Below are 16,302 nucleotides of genomic sequence, written 5' to 3'. Positions count from 1 at the left end.
GACGCCCCTGCGCATCGTTGGTACCTTGGCCGGAGATTCCCGGTGAGGGGGTGTCAGTCGTGGAAGTCGAGAAGTCCGGCGACACGCTGGTCGTCCGCGCCCGCGACGGAGCGGTGTGCGGGCACGCCGACGGCGACGTCTACGCATGGAAGGGCATCCCGTTCGCGGCAGCCCCCGTCGGCGCCCTGCGCTTCCGGGCGCCGGCCCCGCCGTCGCCCTGGAACGGTGTGCGCGACTGCGCCATCTTCGGGCCCATGGCGCCGCAGGGGAACGGCACTGCCGTGCCGATAGACGCGGGACTCGAGATGGACGAGGACTGCCTCTCGATCAACGTGTGGGCCCCGGAACCGGACGGCACACCGCGGCCGGTGATGGTGTGGATCCACGGGGGTGCGTACTGCCTGGGAACGGCGGCGCAGAGCATCTACGACGGGCGCATCCTGTCCACAGTCGGTGACCTGGTGGTGGTGTCGTTCAACTACCGGGTGGGTGCGCTCGGCTTCCTCGACCTGTCGTCGTTCTCCACGGCCCGGCACGTGTTCGAGACGAACATCGGACTGCGCGACCAGGTCGCGGCACTGGCATGGGTGCGCGAGAACATTTCGGCCTTCGGCGGGGATCCGGACGAGGTGACCGTGTTCGGCGAATCGTCCGGCGCCGGATCGATCACCACACTGATGACCTGTCCGAGCGCGGAAGGACTGTTCCACCGTGCGATCGCGCAGAGCCCACCGGCCACCTCCGTCTACGGGAGCGAGCGCGCCGCCACGGTGGCCCGGCAATTCCTCGACATCCTCGGGCTGGCGCCGGAGGAGTCCGCCACTCTGCTCCGCCTTCCGTACGACCAGATCATCGAAGCCAGCGACACGCTGGTCAACGAGGTGCCGACCAAGATTCCGGGCACACTCGCCATGGCGCCTGTCGTCGACCGCGACTTCCTGCCGCGGTACCCGGTGGCCGCATTCCAGAAGGGGTACTCCCACCGGATCCCGCTCATCATCGGTTCCAACAAGGACGAGTCCTCGCTGTTCAAGCTGATGAAGTCGCCGTTGCTGCCGGTCACATCCGATTCGGTGCAGGAGATGCTCCGGGCCATCGCCGCCGATCATCCCAACCTCCCCGCCAACCGGCTCGCCGACATCCTGGCCGCCTACCCGGACCACGGAAAATCTCGGGGTGCGCTGGCGATGTCCCGAGATGCCGCGTTCCGGATGCCCGCCCTGTGGGTGGCGGACGCACACAGTCGCCACTCACCGACGTGGATGTACCGGTTCGATGCGGCCACCCCGATCCTCAAGGCTGCGCGCATCGGGGCGGGGCACGCCACCGAGCTGCCGTACGTGTTCGGCAACTTCGGCACCCTGAACGTCGATCCCACGTTCTGGTTGGGCGGGCGCAAGACGGCACTGGAGGTGTCCGGCCGCGTCCAGCGCCGATGGCTCGCGTTCGTCCGGCACGGCGTTCCGGCGGCGTTGGACGGGTCGAAACACTGGGCTCCCTACGACGAGAACACTCGCGCAACGCTGCTGATCGACAGCTCCGACACCCTCGTACAGGACCCGGACCGCGAGATGCGCCTGGCCTGGGGCAACGAGGTGATGGGCTTCAGCTGACGGTCTCCGGGGCGTCCAGTTCCTTCAGGACCGGAAACGCGCAACAGGCGATACCGAGGACGAGCACCGGGACGGCGAGCACGAAGAACGTCGGCTGAATGCCCCAGGCGTCGATCATCGGCCCGGCAAGCAGATAGCCCAGCGGACCGGCAGCGTACGCCGTGGACGTCATGACCCCCGTAATCCGTCCGCGCATGTGCTCGGGGCTACGAGTTTGCATGGCGTAGTTGGCAATCGGGCCGACCGGTCCGAAGACGAGGCCCTGCAGCAAGGCCAGCGCGAGGATCGCCCACAGGGGCGGGAGGAACGCCATGGCCACCATGGCCGCGCCCAGGACGATCACTGCGACGAGCATGATCACCCGTCTGGACACGAAGGGGGAGAGCGGCCCGTACGCCAGGGCGCCCACGACTCCACCGACGCTCAGTGCCATCAGCACCGAACCCAGCTGTGCGGGTTTGTCGAGTTCGGTGAAGTACACCGGGAACACGACGGACTCGACAGGCAGGTACAGCGCCACCACCGCCATGTCGACCAAGGCGATCGTGCGCAGAAGGCGGTTGTGCCACACGAACTTCAAACCCTCGACGGTGCCGCGCCAGAGGGAGGTCGGCGCCGACGAGGCGTCGGGCCGGCCGGCATTCTCGAGCCGGAGGAAGGTGATGGTGACGACGGACAAGACGAAGCCGAGGGCGGTCACCCACAACGTGTTCTCGGCCCCGACCGTGGCGATCAGGACCCCGCCGATACCCGGTCCGACCAGGTAGGCCACGTTGTAATTGGCCTCGTAGAGGCTGTTCATCCGGTCGAGCGACCACCCGGCCGACGTCGTGGCTGCAGGCAGCATCGATTCCCTCGCGGCGATGCCTGCCGGGTCGAACGCGGCGCCGACTGCCGCGAGGACGGCTATGACCAGGACCGACAGGCCCGCCGTGTTCGCCACGATCGGGATGGCGGCAGCCGAGAGTGCGGAGAGGCAATCGGAGATGATCGAGGTGCGGCGCCGACCGAACAGGTCGACGACCGTGCCCGCGAACAGACTCGACACCAGAAGGGGAAGAGTGGCCGCGCCGGCGACCACCGCGGCGTCGGAGGCGCGGCCGGTTCGCTCCAGCACCAACCACGGCAACACGACGATCGCGATACCGTTCCCGGTGGCGGAGAACAGGGTTGCCAGATTGAGCAGCACCAGAGGGCCGAGCCGACGAGGCACTGCCGTCTCGGTGGCGGTCACGGCTGAGTCCTCTGGTCGGAGCGAAAAGGTGTTTACTCGACGCTAACAGCGCCGCCGAGACCGCCGCGACCCATTTTGCACTCGTCACTGATTGCGCTGCAGCGTCAATTCCGCGAGGGTCCGAGCCCCCGCACAAGGATCGCCCGTACCCGAACGGTTCTGCACCCACCAGGTGATCACCCCGGAGTAGGCGGCGGTGATTCCGCACGTCGCACTGTCACCGGGCCGCCGGGCGGTGAAGGCCGACGCACCTGCGACGGAGGTGGTGTCCACCTGGTAGCCGAGCCGATCGGCGACATCACGCTCGCGCTGCAGCGAGTTGTTCTCGAACCAGCCGAACGTCACGTCGAGGGAACCGGCATGCGACAACACCGTCCACATGCAGACAGCCCCGTAGAAGTACTGGTCGATTCCGTCACCGCTGAGCACCTCCGCGATCTTCTCGTTCGGGACCGCCTCACACTCGCGCAGCAGCTTGTCGAATCGGTCGGAGCCACCGACGCTCATACCTGCACCTTCAGGGAGGGGAGTGCCGGTGATCGAGTTACCGCACCCGGTCAGCAGGAGCACTGCCGCGACAACGGCGGCGAATGTGCGGACGGCGCTCATTTCGCCTTCTTCAGAGTGAGGTCGACGAGAGCGCTAGGAGCCGCGCACGGATCGGATGGTGTCACGCCGACGCCGTACCGGACCAGCCAGTGCACGAAATCCGCCTCCGTCGCCACCGCCACCTCACAGAATCCCTCGTTCTGTGAGGAAAACCCCCGATGCCCGGCGATGTCGAGGTCGTGGACCTCGTGCCCGATTCCCTGCGCCACCGACCGTTCCCGGTCGATCGGGCTGCCGCGGTACCAGGTGAACATCACATATCGGGCTCCGCCGTCGGCCTCCCAGCGGCATTTGATTCCATTGCGGGACACGGGCGTGAGCCCGGACATCCCCGCCCGCTCGTAGACCTCGCCGTCGGTGAGTGAGCCGCACTCGCCAACGAAGGCTCCCGGCTGGGCGGCCGTCGACGTCCGCGGAAGGGTGTCCGGCATGCCGGCATCGTCACCGTTTCCTGATGCGCAGCCGACCAGTGTGAGGGCGGCGGCAGCGGCACACAGGCCGCGGACGGCCAGACGGTCCGACTCAGACGAGCTCCGCATAGCTCGGATTCTCGGCGATGTAATGCTCGACGTACGAGCAGGACGGAACCACGGAGAAGCCACGGTCCTTCGTGTCGTCCAGGGCAGCTTTGACCAGTTGAGCGGCCAGTCCCTGCCCCCGGAACTGCGGGTAGGTGACGGTGTGGTGGAAGTCGCGGACACCGTTCCTCTCGGCGTAATCGGCGTACCCGGCGAGCTGACCGTCGAGGAAGATCTCGAACCGGGACTCGGATACGTCGTGCTCTACCTTGACCGCCACAACCACTCCTCTGTTCGCATCGAGCGTGCAATGCTGCGCACACTCGCAGATTACCGTCAGTCGGCGAGGTTGGTGCGCAGGAGCATGACGTTGTAGTCGGACCAGGTGGTGGCGAGGAAGTACAGATCCGACCCCTTCGACCACGGGTGCATGTATGCGCCGTACAGCTCGGGCACGTCGCGGCTGCTCACCAACACTTCCGGTGCACTCCAGCCGGATTCGAGCCGATCGGACCGCCGCATGACCACCGAGTTGCCGGCGTCCGTGTACATCGCGACGAACTGGCCGAGGTACTCGTTGAACTGCACGGACAGCTCGCTGACGGGCCCTGGGATCACGGGTGCGGCAAGGGCAGCATTCGCCTTCACCCATGCCTTGCCGTCCCAGTACTCGTACGCGGTGAGGTTTCGAATCTCCGCTTCCGGCACGCGTGACAGCCGAGCGTCACCCGAACGGCCGGACGGCGTGCCGAAGGCGTAGACGAAACCGTCGTGTTTGACGTAGGAGCCCATCTGGAAGTTCTCGGCACCGGTGCCGGGCACATTCGGACGCAGAGTCAGCGGGTCCGTGACCCAGTTCTCGCCGTTGTCGACGGAATACGCGATTCCCGACGCGTTGGTGTCCCATTCGCCGGGAGCGCCCCAGCTCCGCACGGACATGTAATTGATGTACTGCACGGGACCCACCGAGATGCCGGTGGTGGGGATGACAGTTTGCTCGACGCCCGGAATCTTCTTGCTCTGGATGATCTCCTTGGAGTGATTCGGGCGGTCGACGGGCGAGTTCTCGATACTCATGCCGTTGGCGAGATCGCGGTCGCTGCTGCGAAGCAGAATGTTGCTGCGCCAGTCGCCCACGAGCCCGCACAGAGGATTGTCGCTGAGGCCGACCGTATCGCCGAAGGCGGTGAGAACTTGGCCGGCTCCGTTGTCCCACATGATGCCGAGGTCGGTTCCGAGGACGCTGAATCTGAAGATCGTGTCGTTGGGACTGCGGGGCCCGGTGATGTGTGCGACGGCCTGCGTGTGGCCGCGTAGTTCGGGAAGGCGGCCGTCGCTGCCGTTCAGCCATGGAATCGGATTGATATCGTTGTTCGAGCTCGAACCCAGGCTGCCTGATCCGAGGCACGGCGCCGCCGTCGCAACGGAGGGGGACCACGCGAAAAATGTGCAGGTAGACGCCAATAGAGCGGGCATGGCCAGTGAAACGACACGGCGGAGCTTGGTCACGGGCGCACCTCTCTGCGACATTTCGAGCAGGTCCGGTCACGCTAGCAACACCTCAGCTGTCACACCAGCCCCTTGCATAACCATTTGGGTACCGTGACGGCCGCGGAAACCTACAGAATGGCGCCCGGGTTGAGGATTCCCAGAGGATCGAGCGCCTGCTTCACCCGGGCCGTCACATCCATGACGTCCTTACCCACTTGGTCGGGAAGCCACGCCTTCTTCAGCCTTCCCACCCCGTGTTCACCGGTGATGGTTCCCCCGAGGGAAATGGCGAGATCCATGATCTCGCCGAATGCGAGCCTGGCACGTTCCGCCATCGCGGCATCCGCGGGATCGAACACGATGAGTGGATGCGTATTGCCGTCGCCGGCATGAGCAATGACGGCGATCAGCACATTTCGTGTCCGTGCGATGGACGCAATACCTTCGACCAGCGCGGGCAGCTTCGGCAGTGGGACTCCGACGTCCTCGAGGAGCAGGCTTCCGAGTCGCTCTACTGCGGGAATGGCGAATCGCCTTGCCGCTGCAAAGGCTTCGCCCTCCTCGGGATCGTCGGTGGTGAACACCTCTGACGCGCCGCTCGCGGTGCAGGCGTCGGCCATGAGCGAGATCTCCTCCGAGGCAATCGCCCCCGGTGCATCCGAGCGGGCGATGAGCATGGCTTCTGCAGTCCGGTCCAGGCCCATCTTCAGTGCATCCTCGACGGCGCCGATCGTCGTGCGGTCCATGAACTCCAACATCGACGGGCGCAGCGAGCGCGTGATGGCCAGCACGGTGTCGGCGGCCGCCTGCACCGACGCGAACGTCGCGACCAAGGTGCACGACGGCGGTTGCGCCGGGATCAGTCTGAGGGTCACCTCGGTGACGACTCCGAGCGTGCCCTCACTGCCGACGAAAAGTTTGGTCAGCGACAGTCCGGCGACATCCTTGAGGCGGGGCCCGCCCAACCGCACCGCCGTTCCGTCGGCGAGCACCACTTGCAGGCCGAGCACGTAGTCGGTGGTGACCCCGTACTTCACGCAGCACAGCCCGCCGGCGTTGGTTGCCACGTTGCCGCCGATGGTGCACATCTCGAACGACGAGGGATCGGGCGGATACCACAACCCATGTTCCGCGGCCGCCGCCTTGACCTCGGCGTTGAGCAGGCCGGGCTGGGCGACGGCGATACGGGTGACGGGGTCGACGTCGATTCGGCGCATCCGCTCGGTACTGACGACGACGCTGTCCCGTACCGCGGTGGCACCTCCGCTGAGGCCCGATCCGGCCCCGCGGGGGATGACCGGGACCCGATGTCTGCCGGCCCAGCGCAGCACCGCCTGGACCTCCTCGGTGCGCGTCGGCCGTGCAACGGCGGCGGGCAGGACAGCGTCCGGGTCGCGTGCCCAGTCGTGGCTGTAGGACGCGAGAAGGTCCGGATCGGTGAGCAGGCATCCATGGGGGAGGGCGGCGTCGAGTTCCGCGAGAACGTCCGGTGCGATCGTCATGTTGTGCTCCTCGCGGGCGGGGGCGGCGTACCCGACGGTAGCGCCGCCCGGACTGGCCTGCACCCGATTTGGTCGATCGTCCAACTGAACCGATTCGGAGGCTTCGCTTCAGATATCGCCTCAACCTGGACGTTCAGTACAGGTCGGGGCGCGTCTCGACCGCTCAACTTGTTACCGACGCGTACGAGTCCCACTATGTGAGATCGGGGGTGTTAATTTTTTTGCCTTGGACGACGGAGGGGTATAGAACCCTCCCGCGCGTGAAACCTGCAGGTAGTCGCGCCTCGGGGCGAATTCGGACTTGGGAGTTTTCGATGTAACTCAGGTCACATTCGTCACTCTGTTACCGGATCGTATCGAGGGGGCAATGCAAAAAAGCACTTTCCCGGGTTAGCGTTCTGCATCGTCAAACACCGGCGAGGCGTTACACCCAAACGGAGAATCTCACGAAATGTGAGCCAGATCGCAACTTGGGGCCGGTTTTGCCGCACCGACCCGGAAGGACCCGCACGATGCACGCACTCCACCGAGACCCCAGCAGCTACATTTCCGCGATGTTCTCGTACGAGTTCATCGACGGTGGTATCGACTACGACTCCATCGAACAGATTCACCGCGGGGAATTCGATGAGTGGGTCTTCGCCCTGGCCGGCTCGGGATTGTTCACGAACGACGAAGTTCGCGCGATGGTCACCGAGTGGAGTCTGAATCCCAAGGTTCTCCTCAACACGCTGCTCGCCGACGCCGACGAGGTCACCGCCAAGCGCTGCGAGGTCACCTGGGCAGCACTCGACCGCGTCGCTCCTTTCGCGCCGTCGATGCCGGTCGCCGTCTTCGGCTGACGTTTCCCGGGGTCTCCGCAACTGGCACGCGCGGTGCTTCGTCACATGAGCTCGGTGGACTGTCCGTCCACCACGATTACCTGTTCGTCCGTCAAGGTGCGGTACTCGATTCCTGCGAGCCGCAAGGCGGCGACGGTACGCCGGACAGCGGCCGCGTCCTCCAGGGGCACCGTCTCTTCGCCGCCTGAGGGCGTCGCAGGCGGGTGATGCGGCACGATCGCGAATGGCACCACCCCGAGGCCGTCCCAGATCGGCTGCATGCCGCAGGTCTCGAAAACCTCCGACGGGTCATCGGAGGAGTCGAGACCGCGCAACGTCGGTGTCATGACGCAGGCGCCCGCGCTGTATCCGGCGTAGACGAGCGAATCGTTTCTCAGCAGGTCGCGAAGAACATCGTCCGCACCACTACGCGCCATCTGGGCACGCAGGACGAACGTGTTTCCGCCCCGCACCCAGAGCATGCCGAATCCCGCCAGCCGGTCTCTCAGCCCGCTCGTGCCGCCGTTCTGCGTTCCGATGTAGTCGCGAAGATCGACTTCCTCCGGCGAGAACCCCAGGCGCCGCAGCGGCGCCACATCACTGACCACCGCTGAGGCGCGGGCGGACGGTGGCCAGGCGTCGGCTGCTGCCGCGATCACGCCCACTCGTCCCGGCTTTCCGACGAGCGACATCAGCGGTGCGGGGTCGGCTCCGAACCGGTAGGACGACAGGAACAAGCGCATCGCGGTCAGATCGTAAAAGTGAGATTGTCGACGATCTGCTTGCCGACGGTGGCGTCACCGCCGAGGGTGATGGCGTCGCGGTGATCGGCGGCCTTCACCCGGCCCCCGGCAAGACGGGTGAACAGCCGGGAGTCGAGTGTGATCGTCGTGGTGGCGTCGCTCGGCAACTCGTCCACCACCGCTGCGCGCCCGTCGACGGCGACGTGGATTTCTCTCGCGAGCGGACCAGTCAACTCGAGGGTGATGCGCGAGCCCGACGGCGCCTTGCCACGCTTTCCGACGAGGAACCCGACCGCTCCCATGATCTCCTCGAACGCGGTGTCACCGCGGACGCCGCCCTCGTCCCCGGCCACACCCAGCGCGTCGCGGATGTCGAGTTCGTGCATCCAGCAATCGAACACGCGGACCCGCATGAACCGGAGATAGGGTGCTGGGCCGACCGGTGTGGCGGTCTCGGCGTCGAACATCTCATCCGTCATCTGCGCCAGTTCGGAGCGCCTGCGCTCGGTGATGTCCCGGAAGCGATCGAGCATCTCGGTGCCGGGGCGCCCGCGCAGTCCCTCCACCCACCGTTCGTTGAACGCTCCGATCTCGTTGCGCACATGCGCGAATCCGTGGACATCGACGGTGGTGTGCGGTGCCGGTATCCCCGCGAGCATCGATTCGGTACCGATCAGGTGGGCCGCGACGTCGTGCACGGTCCACCCGGGCAGGGGGGTGGGCGTGAACCAGTCGTCGCCCGTCACCGAGGACAGCAACTGGTCGAGCACGTCCCATTCTTCGAACAGCGCGTCGAGTATCCGTTCCTTCTGTAGGGCAGTCACGTCTGATGACCCTCCTCTCGCTTCAACTGTAGGACCTTGCCGGGTGGTGGCCCGGTGTTTTGGCCACAGGAAAGTCTGCGGCCGCTGAGCGTGAACGGGCCCCGTCCGCGGATGCCTGTGGTAGACCGATGATGAGAATCTCCATTAACAAAGGAGCATGGATGTTTCCCGGAAATTTTGTCGCCACCGCCCCGGACAAGCCGGCCGTCGTCCGGCCGTCGACGGGGGAGCAGCTCACCTACCGGCAGCTGGATGAGCGGTCCATCCGGTTGGCGCGACACCTGCGTGGGCTCGGCCTGAAGGTCGGGGATCATCTGGCTCTGGTGTCGAGCAACGACCTCCGTGTTCTGGAGGTCTATTGGGCGGCCTTGCGATCGGGCCTCTACATCACCGTGGTGAACTGGCACCTCACCGCGGACGAAGCCGGCTACGTCGTGAACGACTGCGGAGCCGCCGTTCTCATCGCCTCGTCTGATGCGGCACGGGCGATTCCCGCCGACCCGGCCCAGTTGCCCGGCGTCCGGCACCGGCTCGTCTACGGCGGTGAACTGGACGGCTTCGACAGCTACGACGCGGCGGTGGCGGCGCAGTCCGGCGAACCACTGGAGACGCAACCTCGTGGGCGGGACATGCTCTACTCGTCGGGCACCACCGGCAGGCCGAAGGGAATCAAACCCGCACTGCCGGAAGGTGAAGTCGACTCGACGACGGACCCGTACACGGCGGTGTTCGCGCCCATGTACGGATTCGACGCGGACACCGTCTACCTGTGCCCCGCGCCGCTGTATCACGCGGCGCCCCTCCGCTTCTGCGGCACCATCACGTCCGTCGGCGGAACCATCATCCTCATGGACAGGTTCGACGCAGAGGAGGCGCTGCGCCTGATCGAGAAGTACGAGGTGACGCACAGTCAGTGGGTTCCCACCATGTTCGTGCGAATGCTCAAGTTGCCGAAAGAAGTTCGCGAGAAGTTCGACGTGTCGAGTCTGAAGGTGGCGATTCATGCGGCAGCCCCCTGCCCGCCCGAGGTGAAGCGTGCGATGATCGACTGGTGGGGCCCGGTGATCCACGAGTACTACGCCTCCACCGAAGGTGCCGGCGCCACGTTCATCGACAGTGCGCAGGCACTCGCCAAGCCGGGATCCGTCGGGCACGACGGGGTGATGGGCATCGTGCACATTTGCGACGACACCGGTGCGGAGCTGCCCACCGGTGAGATCGGAACGGTGTACTGGGAGCGCGAGGAGCGGCCGTTCGAATACCACAACGATCCGGCCAAGACCGAATCCGCAACCCATCCCAGTCATCCGACGTGGACCACCAGCGGTGACATCGGATACCTCGACGACGATCGGTTTCTGTACCTCACGGACCGGGCGGCCTTCATGATCATCTCCGGCGGGGTGAACATCTACCCGCAGGAGTCCGAAAACATTCTCACCATGCATCCCAAAGTCTTCGACGTCGCGGTGATCGGTGTGCCCGACGAGGAAATGGGCGAACAGGTCAAGGCTGTGGTCCAACTCGTCGACGATGTGGAGCCATCGGAGGCGGTCGCCCGTGAACTATTGGACTACGTGCGGGACCGGGTGACGCACTTCAAGGCGCCTCGGAGCATCGATTTCTCCGACGACCTGCCGCGCACGCCCACGGGCAAACTCGTCAAGCACAAGCTGCGGGCACGGTATCTCGCGGGCGCGAAGACAATTGGCTGATCAAAGAGTCCCCGCGTTACTGCGCGCGGGCACTCTCGGCGTCCGTTCTCGTGGAACGACGGCGGGAGACTGCGTACAACACGACTCCGACGGCAAGGAGTAGCGCCGCACGCAGCCAGGTGGCCGCGCTCTGCTGGGTGAGCAACGCCACGCACGTGACGAGGGCGAGGATCGGGAATATCGTCGGGGCCCGGAAGTGGCGGTGCTCCACCGCATCACGACGCAACACCAGGACCGCGATGTTGGTGCTGATGAAGACGACGAGCAGCAGCAGAACCACCGTCTCCGCCAAGGCCGACAGCGAACCGGTGACGCACAGAGCCATGGCGACGGCAGTGGTCGCCACAATCGCCACCCAGGGAGTCCGTCGCCGCGGGAGGACCCGTGCGAACGGACGCGGAAGCAGTCCCTCGGACGCCATTCCATACGTGAGCCTGCTCGCCATGATCATCGTCAGCAGTGCGCCGTTCGCGACGGCGACGAGCGCGATCAGACTGCACAGGCGAGATGGAACGCCGACGTCGGCGGCGGAGACCACTGCCAGCAGCGGACCGGACGATGCGGCGAGTTCGCCGGGTGGTAGGACCACCGAGACCGCCAGTCCGACGAGGACATAGACGGCGCCCGCAGTCAGCAACGCTCCGAACAACGCCCGCGGGTACACCGTGCGCACGTTGGTCACCTCTTCGGCGACGTTCGCGGACGTCTCGAACCCGACGAACGAGTAGTAGGCGAGCAGTGCGGCGGCCAGCACCGCGAGCGCCGGCGAACGGCATTCGTCGAATTCGACCACCCGGCTCAGGGTGCCGTCACCACGTCCGAGCACGATGCCGGCCAGAACCACTACCAGGACCAGGCCGGTGACCTCGACCACCGTCATGACGACATTGGCGCGCATCGACTCCTTGATTCCCCGGGCGTTGAGCAGTCCGACGAGGAGAAGGAACGCGAGTGCCGCCGGGACGGTCGGCACATCCAGGAACGCGGCGAGGTAGTCGCCGGAGAATGCGAGTGCGAGCCCCGCTGCGCTCGTGACTCCGGCGGCGAGCATCGAGAACCCGACGAGGAACGAGATCAGCGGTGTCCGATACGCCCGCTGGGCGAACACCGCCGCCCCACCGGCGCGCGGATACTTGGTGACCAGTTCGGCATACGAGGTCGCCGTCAGCAACGCCATCACCAGTGCCAGCAGCAACGGCACCCAGACTGCGCCGCCCACCTCGCCGGCGATGACCCCCACCAACGCGTAGATTCCGGCACCCAGCACGTCGCCGAGGATGAAGACGAAGAGGAGCGGACCCGTGATCGCGCGGGCGAGAGGGGTCCCGTGTCCGGCGTCCTCGTCGAGGTGCTCGGCATCTCCCTCGTCTACTGGCCGGGCGCAGCGTCGAATAGTTCATCCCGTCTGCCACGGTGACGTGCCGCCACCTCGGATGCAGTCATGTACCCACGAGACACGGTCCCAAACTGAGGACAGTTACGCGGTCCGTTCGCACCCGCACCGCGGACACCGCGGTGCCGTCCGGTCCGTGAGGAACAGTCCGCAGTCGGGGCAGACACGGTCGAGCCAGCACACGGAGTCGCCGCCCAGATCCTCGTCCGTAAGGTCGCCGGGGTCCGCCTCGCCCGTCACAGCTGACCGCGCAGATAGTCGGCAAGGACTTCCGCATGACTGTGGGTGACGTCCTTGGTGGCGGTCAGGAGAACGATGGGTCGTCCGTGCGCGAGCTCCCGAACCCTCGCGACGGCCTTGCGTCCCGGCGGGGAGTCCAGCTCGGACACGTACCGTTCCCGGAACTCGCCGAATGCGGCGACGTCGTGTGAGTACCAATGGCGAAGCTCGGTCGAGGGTGCGAGATCGCGTGCCCAGTCGTCGAAGTGAAACGCATCCTTACGGAGGCCGCGCGGCCAGAGGCGGTCGACGAAGAGTCGGAGTCCGTCGCCGTCGGTGGGGTGGTCGTAGACCCGTTCCACCACCACTGGTGAGTCGACGTCCGTCTCCGGACGTCCCTGTCGTTTGTGCATCACCGAACCTCCGCTTCTGTGCGGGTTTCTCTCCTCACCCTACGACGCGGCCGTGTGTGACTGGCCTCACAAACTAGAGGAAAGGTGGGTGAGAACGGCTGTTCGGACTCGATTCAGACAGACTCCGGCCGGCTTCTCTGTTCACTACGTCACGCGGTCTCTGGCTATCATCAGCTGAAATCAGTCGAGGCTGGGGACATATTCCGCTCATCAACGGTTGGTTGCCGCTCGTCGCGGCATGCAGACCATCTACCGCAGGAAGTCGATAAATGGATACATCGCAGAGCGCGGCGCAGCCGCGCCCGACGGTTGGCGTTCCTCGTGAGTCGAACGAGGGCGAACGTCGGGTGGCCTTGGTGCCGAAGATCGTGGCCGCATTGACGGGTAAGGGTGTCGATGTGGTGGTCGAGTCGGGTGCCGGTTTGGGCGCCTTGATCCCGGACGAATTGTATGTCGGGGCGGGCGCGAAGATCGGCGATCCGTGGTCGGCGGACGTGATCGTGAAGGTCGCGCCGCCATCGGACGAGGAAGTGGGCCGGCTGCATGCCGGGCAGACGTTGATCGGGTTCCTCGCCCCCCGCAATCAGGACAACCAGGTCGCCGCGCTGAAGTCGGCGGGGGTGCAGGCGTTCGCGGTCGAGGCGATCCCGCGGATTTCCCGCGCCCAGGTGATGGACGCGCTCTCCTCGCAGGCGAACGTGGCCGGATACAAGGCGGTGCTGCTCGCGGCGTCGGAGTCGACCCGGTTCTTCCCGATGCTCACCACCGCGGCCGGCACCGTCAAACCCGCGACCGTGCTGGTGCTCGGGGTCGGTGTCGCCGGTCTGCAGGCCCTCGCCACGGCGAAGCGGCTCGGTGGCCGGGCCACCGGCTACGACGTGCGCCCGGAGGTGGCCGATCAGGTTCGCTCGGTCGGTGCGCAGTGGCTCGATCTGGGGATCGACGCCGCCGGTGAAGGCGGGTACGCCCGCGAACTCACCGAACAGGAGCGCGCGCAGCAGCAGCAGGCGCTCGAGGACGCGATCAAGGGCTTCGACGTCGTCATCACCACCGCCCTGGTGCCGGGACGTCCGGCCCCGCGCCTGGTGACCGCCGCCGCGGTGGAGGGCATGAAACCCGGCTCCGTGGTGGTCGACCTGGCCGGGGAGACCGGCGGTAACTGCGAGCTCACCGAACCCGGTCAGACCGTGGTCAAGCACGGGGTGACGATCTGCTCGCCGCTCAATCTGCCCGCATCGATGCCCGAGCACGCCTCGGAGCTGTACTCGAAGAACATCTCCGCGCTGCTCGAGTTGATGTTGGTCGAAGGCCGGTTGGCCCCCGATTTCTCGGACGAGGTCCTTGCCGCGTCCTGCGTCACCCGTGAGGAGGGTGTGTCCTAGATGTATACCGAATTGTTGGCGAACATCGCGATCCTGGTGTTGTCCGGGTTCGTGGGGTTCGCGGTGATCTCGAAGGTCCCGAACACGTTGCATACCCCGCTGATGTCGGGGACGAACGCGATCCACGGGATCGTGGTGTTGGGTGCGCTGGTGGTGTTGGGCAAGGTCGACAATCCGCCGTGGGGTCTGCAGGTGATCTTGTTCGTGGCGTTGGTGTTCGGAACGATCAACGTGGTCGGTGGTTTCGTGGTGACCGACCGGATGCTGGGCATGTTCAAGTCCAAGCCCGCTTCTCCCGCCGCTGCTGTTGCTGAGAAGGGTGGGGACAAGTAATGGGATATGTGGTCAACGTGTTGTACATCGTGGCGTTCTCGATGTTCATCTACGGTCTGATGGGTTTGACCGGGCCGAAGACCGCGGTCCGCGGTAACCAGATCGCCGCGGTCGGCATGGGTGTCGCGGTGGTCGCCACCCTGATCGCGATCCGGGACACCTCCAACTGGGTGCTCATCGTCGCCGGTCTCGTGATCGGTGTGGTGTTGGGTGTGCCGCCGGCGTTGCGGACGAAGATGACGGCGATGCCGCAGCTGGTGGCGTTGTTCAACGGGGTCGGCGGCGGCACCGTCGCCCTGATCGCCTACGCCGAATTCCTCGACTCGGACGGGTTCACCGCCTTCGCGCACGGTGAGTCGCCGACCGTGCACATCGTGATCGCCTCGCTGTTCGCGGCGATCATCGGATCGATCTCCTTCTGGGGATCGGTGATCGCGTTCCTCAAGCTGCAGGAAACCCTGCCCGGCCGCCCGATCGGCATCGGCCGGTTGCAGCAGCCCCTGAACGCGTTGTTGCTGATCGGCGCCGTCGCCCTCGCGGTGATCATCGGGATCAAGGCCATCGACCCGACCGGACCCACCAGCCAGTGGTGGATCGTCGGAGTCCTCGTCCTCGCCGCGATCTTGGGGTTGATGGTGGTGCTGCCGATCGGCGGCGCCGACATGCCCGTCGTCATCTCGCTGCTCAACGCGCTCACCGGCCTGTCCGCCGCGGCCGCCGGTCTGGCCCTGAACAACCAGGCGATGATCGTGGCCGGCATGATCGTCGGCGCGTCGGGTTCGATCCTGACGAACCTGATGGCGAAGGCGATGAACCGGTCCATCCCGGCGATCGTGGCCGGCGGGTTCGGTGGCGGCGGGGCTGCCGCGGTCGCCGATGACGGCACGGTGAAGACGGCGAAGTCCACCTCGGCAGCGGACGCGGCGATCCAGATGGCCTACGCCAACCAGGTGATCGTGGTCCCCGGCTACGGGTTGGCCGTCGCGCAGGCCCAGCACGCGGTCAAGGACATGGCCAAGCTGCTCGAGTCGAAGGGCGTCGAGGTCAAGTACGCCATCCACCCGGTCGCGGGCCGGATGCCCGGGCACATGAACGTGCTACTCGCCGAGGCCGATGTCGAGTACGACGCGATGAAGGAAATGGACGACATCAACGACGAGTTCGCGCGCACCGATGTCACCCTGGTGATCGGGGCGAACGATGTCACCAACCCGGCCGCTCGCAACGACCCGTCGTCGCCGATCCACGGGATGCCCATCCTGAATGTGGATCAGTCGAAGTCGGTGATCGTGCTCAAGCGGTCGATGAACTCCGGGTTCGCCGGTATCGACAACCCGTTGTTCTTCGCCGACACCACCTCCATGCTCTTCGGCGACGCGAAGAAATCCGTCGCCGACGTCACCGAGGAACTCAAAGCCCTGTAGGCGGCTCCGCCGCTCGTGAGTGGTTAACGAGTCCCTGCACTCGTTAACCACTCACGGGCGCGAAGCGC

Annotated in this window: 16 protein-coding genes; 6 read left to right on the top strand and 10 right to left on the bottom strand. The window is 65.8% G+C overall.

Going from position 1 to position 16,302, the window contains the following annotated elements:
* Positions 1–59: 59 nt before the first annotated feature.
* A complete protein-coding gene (locus R4P95_RS29770; protein ID WP_317747184.1) occupies positions 60–1,613 on the top strand; it encodes a carboxylesterase/lipase family protein in 1,554 nt (517 codons plus the stop codon).
* Here R4P95_RS29770 and R4P95_RS29765 read toward each other — a convergent pair.
* From R4P95_RS29765 to R4P95_RS29740, 6 genes are all read right to left on the bottom strand, one after another.
* On the bottom strand, positions 1,606–2,847 hold the full coding sequence (locus R4P95_RS29765) for an MFS transporter (protein WP_213572740.1): 1,242 nt from the start codon (positions 2,845–2,847) through the stop codon (positions 1,606–1,608). The genes R4P95_RS29770 and R4P95_RS29765 overlap by 8 nt on opposite strands.
* A gap of 84 nt (positions 2,848–2,931) precedes the next feature.
* Positions 2,932–3,456, bottom strand: coding sequence for a DUF3558 domain-containing protein (locus R4P95_RS29760; RefSeq protein WP_317747112.1), 525 nt, complete (start codon positions 3,454–3,456; stop codon positions 2,932–2,934).
* A complete protein-coding gene (locus R4P95_RS29755) occupies positions 3,453–3,995 on the bottom strand; it encodes a DUF3558 domain-containing protein (protein ID WP_317747113.1) in 543 nt (180 codons plus the stop codon). The genes R4P95_RS29760 and R4P95_RS29755 overlap by 4 nt, the downstream gene beginning before the upstream one ends.
* Positions 3,979–4,254: a GNAT family N-acetyltransferase gene (locus R4P95_RS29750; RefSeq protein ID WP_109328564.1), complete on the bottom strand. Its 276-nt coding sequence runs from the start codon at positions 4,252–4,254 to the stop codon at positions 3,979–3,981. The genes R4P95_RS29755 and R4P95_RS29750 overlap by 17 nt, the downstream gene beginning before the upstream one ends.
* Positions 4,255–4,310: 56 nt before the next feature.
* Complete coding sequence (locus R4P95_RS29745; protein ID WP_317747115.1) at positions 4,311–5,483, bottom strand: DUF4185 domain-containing protein; 1,173 nt, start codon at positions 5,481–5,483, stop codon at positions 4,311–4,313.
* A 110-nt stretch (positions 5,484–5,593) separates the two neighbouring features.
* The gene (locus R4P95_RS29740; protein WP_213572736.1) at positions 5,594–6,967 is read right to left on the bottom strand and encodes an FAD-binding oxidoreductase; all 1,374 of its coding nucleotides are present in this window, start codon (positions 6,965–6,967) and stop codon (positions 5,594–5,596) included.
* Positions 6,968–7,479: 512 nt separating this feature from the next.
* On the opposite strand from R4P95_RS29740, the gene R4P95_RS29735 reads away from it, so the two are divergent.
* Entirely contained in the window at positions 7,480–7,809 is a 330-nt protein-coding gene (locus tag R4P95_RS29735) for a hypothetical protein (RefSeq protein ID WP_109328568.1), read from the top strand.
* Positions 7,810–7,850: 41 nt separating this feature from the next.
* Here the strand turns inward: R4P95_RS29735 and R4P95_RS29730 are convergent, their stop codons facing one another.
* Together R4P95_RS29730 and R4P95_RS29725 are read right to left on the bottom strand one after the other, a co-directional pair.
* Positions 7,851–8,531, bottom strand: a complete 681-nt coding sequence (locus R4P95_RS29730) for a Type 1 glutamine amidotransferase-like domain-containing protein (protein ID WP_213572735.1) — start codon at positions 8,529–8,531, stop codon at positions 7,851–7,853.
* Between the two features lie 5 nt (positions 8,532–8,536).
* Complete coding sequence (locus R4P95_RS29725; protein WP_317747116.1) at positions 8,537–9,355, bottom strand: maleylpyruvate isomerase family mycothiol-dependent enzyme; 819 nt, start codon at positions 9,353–9,355, stop codon at positions 8,537–8,539.
* 161 nt (positions 9,356–9,516) lie between these two features.
* Between R4P95_RS29725 and R4P95_RS29720 the strand changes: the two genes are divergently transcribed.
* Entirely contained in the window at positions 9,517–11,070 is a 1,554-nt protein-coding gene (locus R4P95_RS29720) for an AMP-binding protein (protein WP_317747118.1), read from the top strand.
* 16 nt (positions 11,071–11,086) lie between these two features.
* Here the strand turns inward: R4P95_RS29720 and R4P95_RS29715 are convergent, their stop codons facing one another.
* Both R4P95_RS29715 and R4P95_RS29710 read right to left on the bottom strand, forming a co-directional pair.
* Complete coding sequence (locus R4P95_RS29715) at positions 11,087–12,463, bottom strand: APC family permease (protein WP_317747186.1); 1,377 nt, start codon at positions 12,461–12,463, stop codon at positions 11,087–11,089.
* A gap of 236 nt (positions 12,464–12,699) precedes the next feature.
* Positions 12,700–13,095 (bottom strand): DUF488 domain-containing protein, encoded by a 396-nt coding sequence (locus tag R4P95_RS29710; protein WP_159921074.1) that lies wholly within the window; start codon positions 13,093–13,095, stop codon positions 12,700–12,702.
* A 269-nt stretch (positions 13,096–13,364) separates the two neighbouring features.
* On the opposite strand from R4P95_RS29710, the gene R4P95_RS29705 reads away from it, so the two are divergent.
* From R4P95_RS29705 to R4P95_RS29695, 3 genes are read left to right on the top strand one after another with little or no spacing between them, the layout of a single operon-like run.
* The gene (locus R4P95_RS29705; protein WP_213572732.1) at positions 13,365–14,477 is read left to right on the top strand and encodes a Re/Si-specific NAD(P)(+) transhydrogenase subunit alpha; all 1,113 of its coding nucleotides are present in this window, start codon (positions 13,365–13,367) and stop codon (positions 14,475–14,477) included.
* Entirely contained in the window at positions 14,478–14,810 is a 333-nt protein-coding gene (locus R4P95_RS29700; RefSeq protein WP_109328582.1) for an NAD(P) transhydrogenase subunit alpha, read from the top strand.
* Entirely contained in the window at positions 14,810–16,234 is a 1,425-nt protein-coding gene (locus R4P95_RS29695; protein ID WP_213572731.1) for an NAD(P)(+) transhydrogenase (Re/Si-specific) subunit beta, read from the top strand. Before R4P95_RS29700 ends, R4P95_RS29695 begins: the two co-directional genes overlap by 1 nt.
* Positions 16,235–16,302: the final 68 nt, after the last annotated feature.

Source organism: Rhodococcus sp. IEGM 27, assembly GCF_033142305.1.
Classification (GTDB): Bacteria; Actinomycetota; Actinomycetes; order Mycobacteriales; family Mycobacteriaceae; genus Rhodococcus_F; species Rhodococcus_F oxybenzonivorans.
Note: the sequence above shows the minus strand (reverse complement) of the source record. Positions and strands in the feature narration are given on the sequence as shown.

Coding starts and splice junctions, on each gene's coding strand:
- R4P95_RS29710 (WP_159921074.1), bottom strand. CDS start 13,095: ATGCACAAACGACAGGGACGTCCGGAGACGGACGTCGACTCACCAGTG.
- R4P95_RS29755 (WP_317747113.1), bottom strand. CDS start 3,995: ATGCGGAGCTCGTCTGAGTCGGACCGTCTGGCCGTCCGCGGCCTGTGT.
- R4P95_RS29705 (WP_213572732.1), top strand. CDS start 13,365: ATGGATACATCGCAGAGCGCGGCGCAGCCGCGCCCGACGGTTGGCGTT.
- R4P95_RS29730 (WP_213572735.1), bottom strand. CDS start 8,531: ATGCGCTTGTTCCTGTCGTCCTACCGGTTCGGAGCCGACCCCGCACCG.
- R4P95_RS29735 (WP_109328568.1), top strand. CDS start 7,480: ATGCACGCACTCCACCGAGACCCCAGCAGCTACATTTCCGCGATGTTC.
- R4P95_RS29700 (WP_109328582.1), top strand. CDS start 14,478: ATGTATACCGAATTGTTGGCGAACATCGCGATCCTGGTGTTGTCCGGG.
- R4P95_RS29740 (WP_213572736.1), bottom strand. CDS start 6,967: ATGACGATCGCACCGGACGTTCTCGCGGAACTCGACGCCGCCCTCCCC.
- R4P95_RS29760 (WP_317747112.1), bottom strand. CDS start 3,456: ATGAGCGCCGTCCGCACATTCGCCGCCGTTGTCGCGGCAGTGCTCCTG.
- R4P95_RS29720 (WP_317747118.1), top strand. CDS start 9,517: ATGTTTCCCGGAAATTTTGTCGCCACCGCCCCGGACAAGCCGGCCGTC.
- R4P95_RS29695 (WP_213572731.1), top strand. CDS start 14,810: ATGGGATATGTGGTCAACGTGTTGTACATCGTGGCGTTCTCGATGTTC.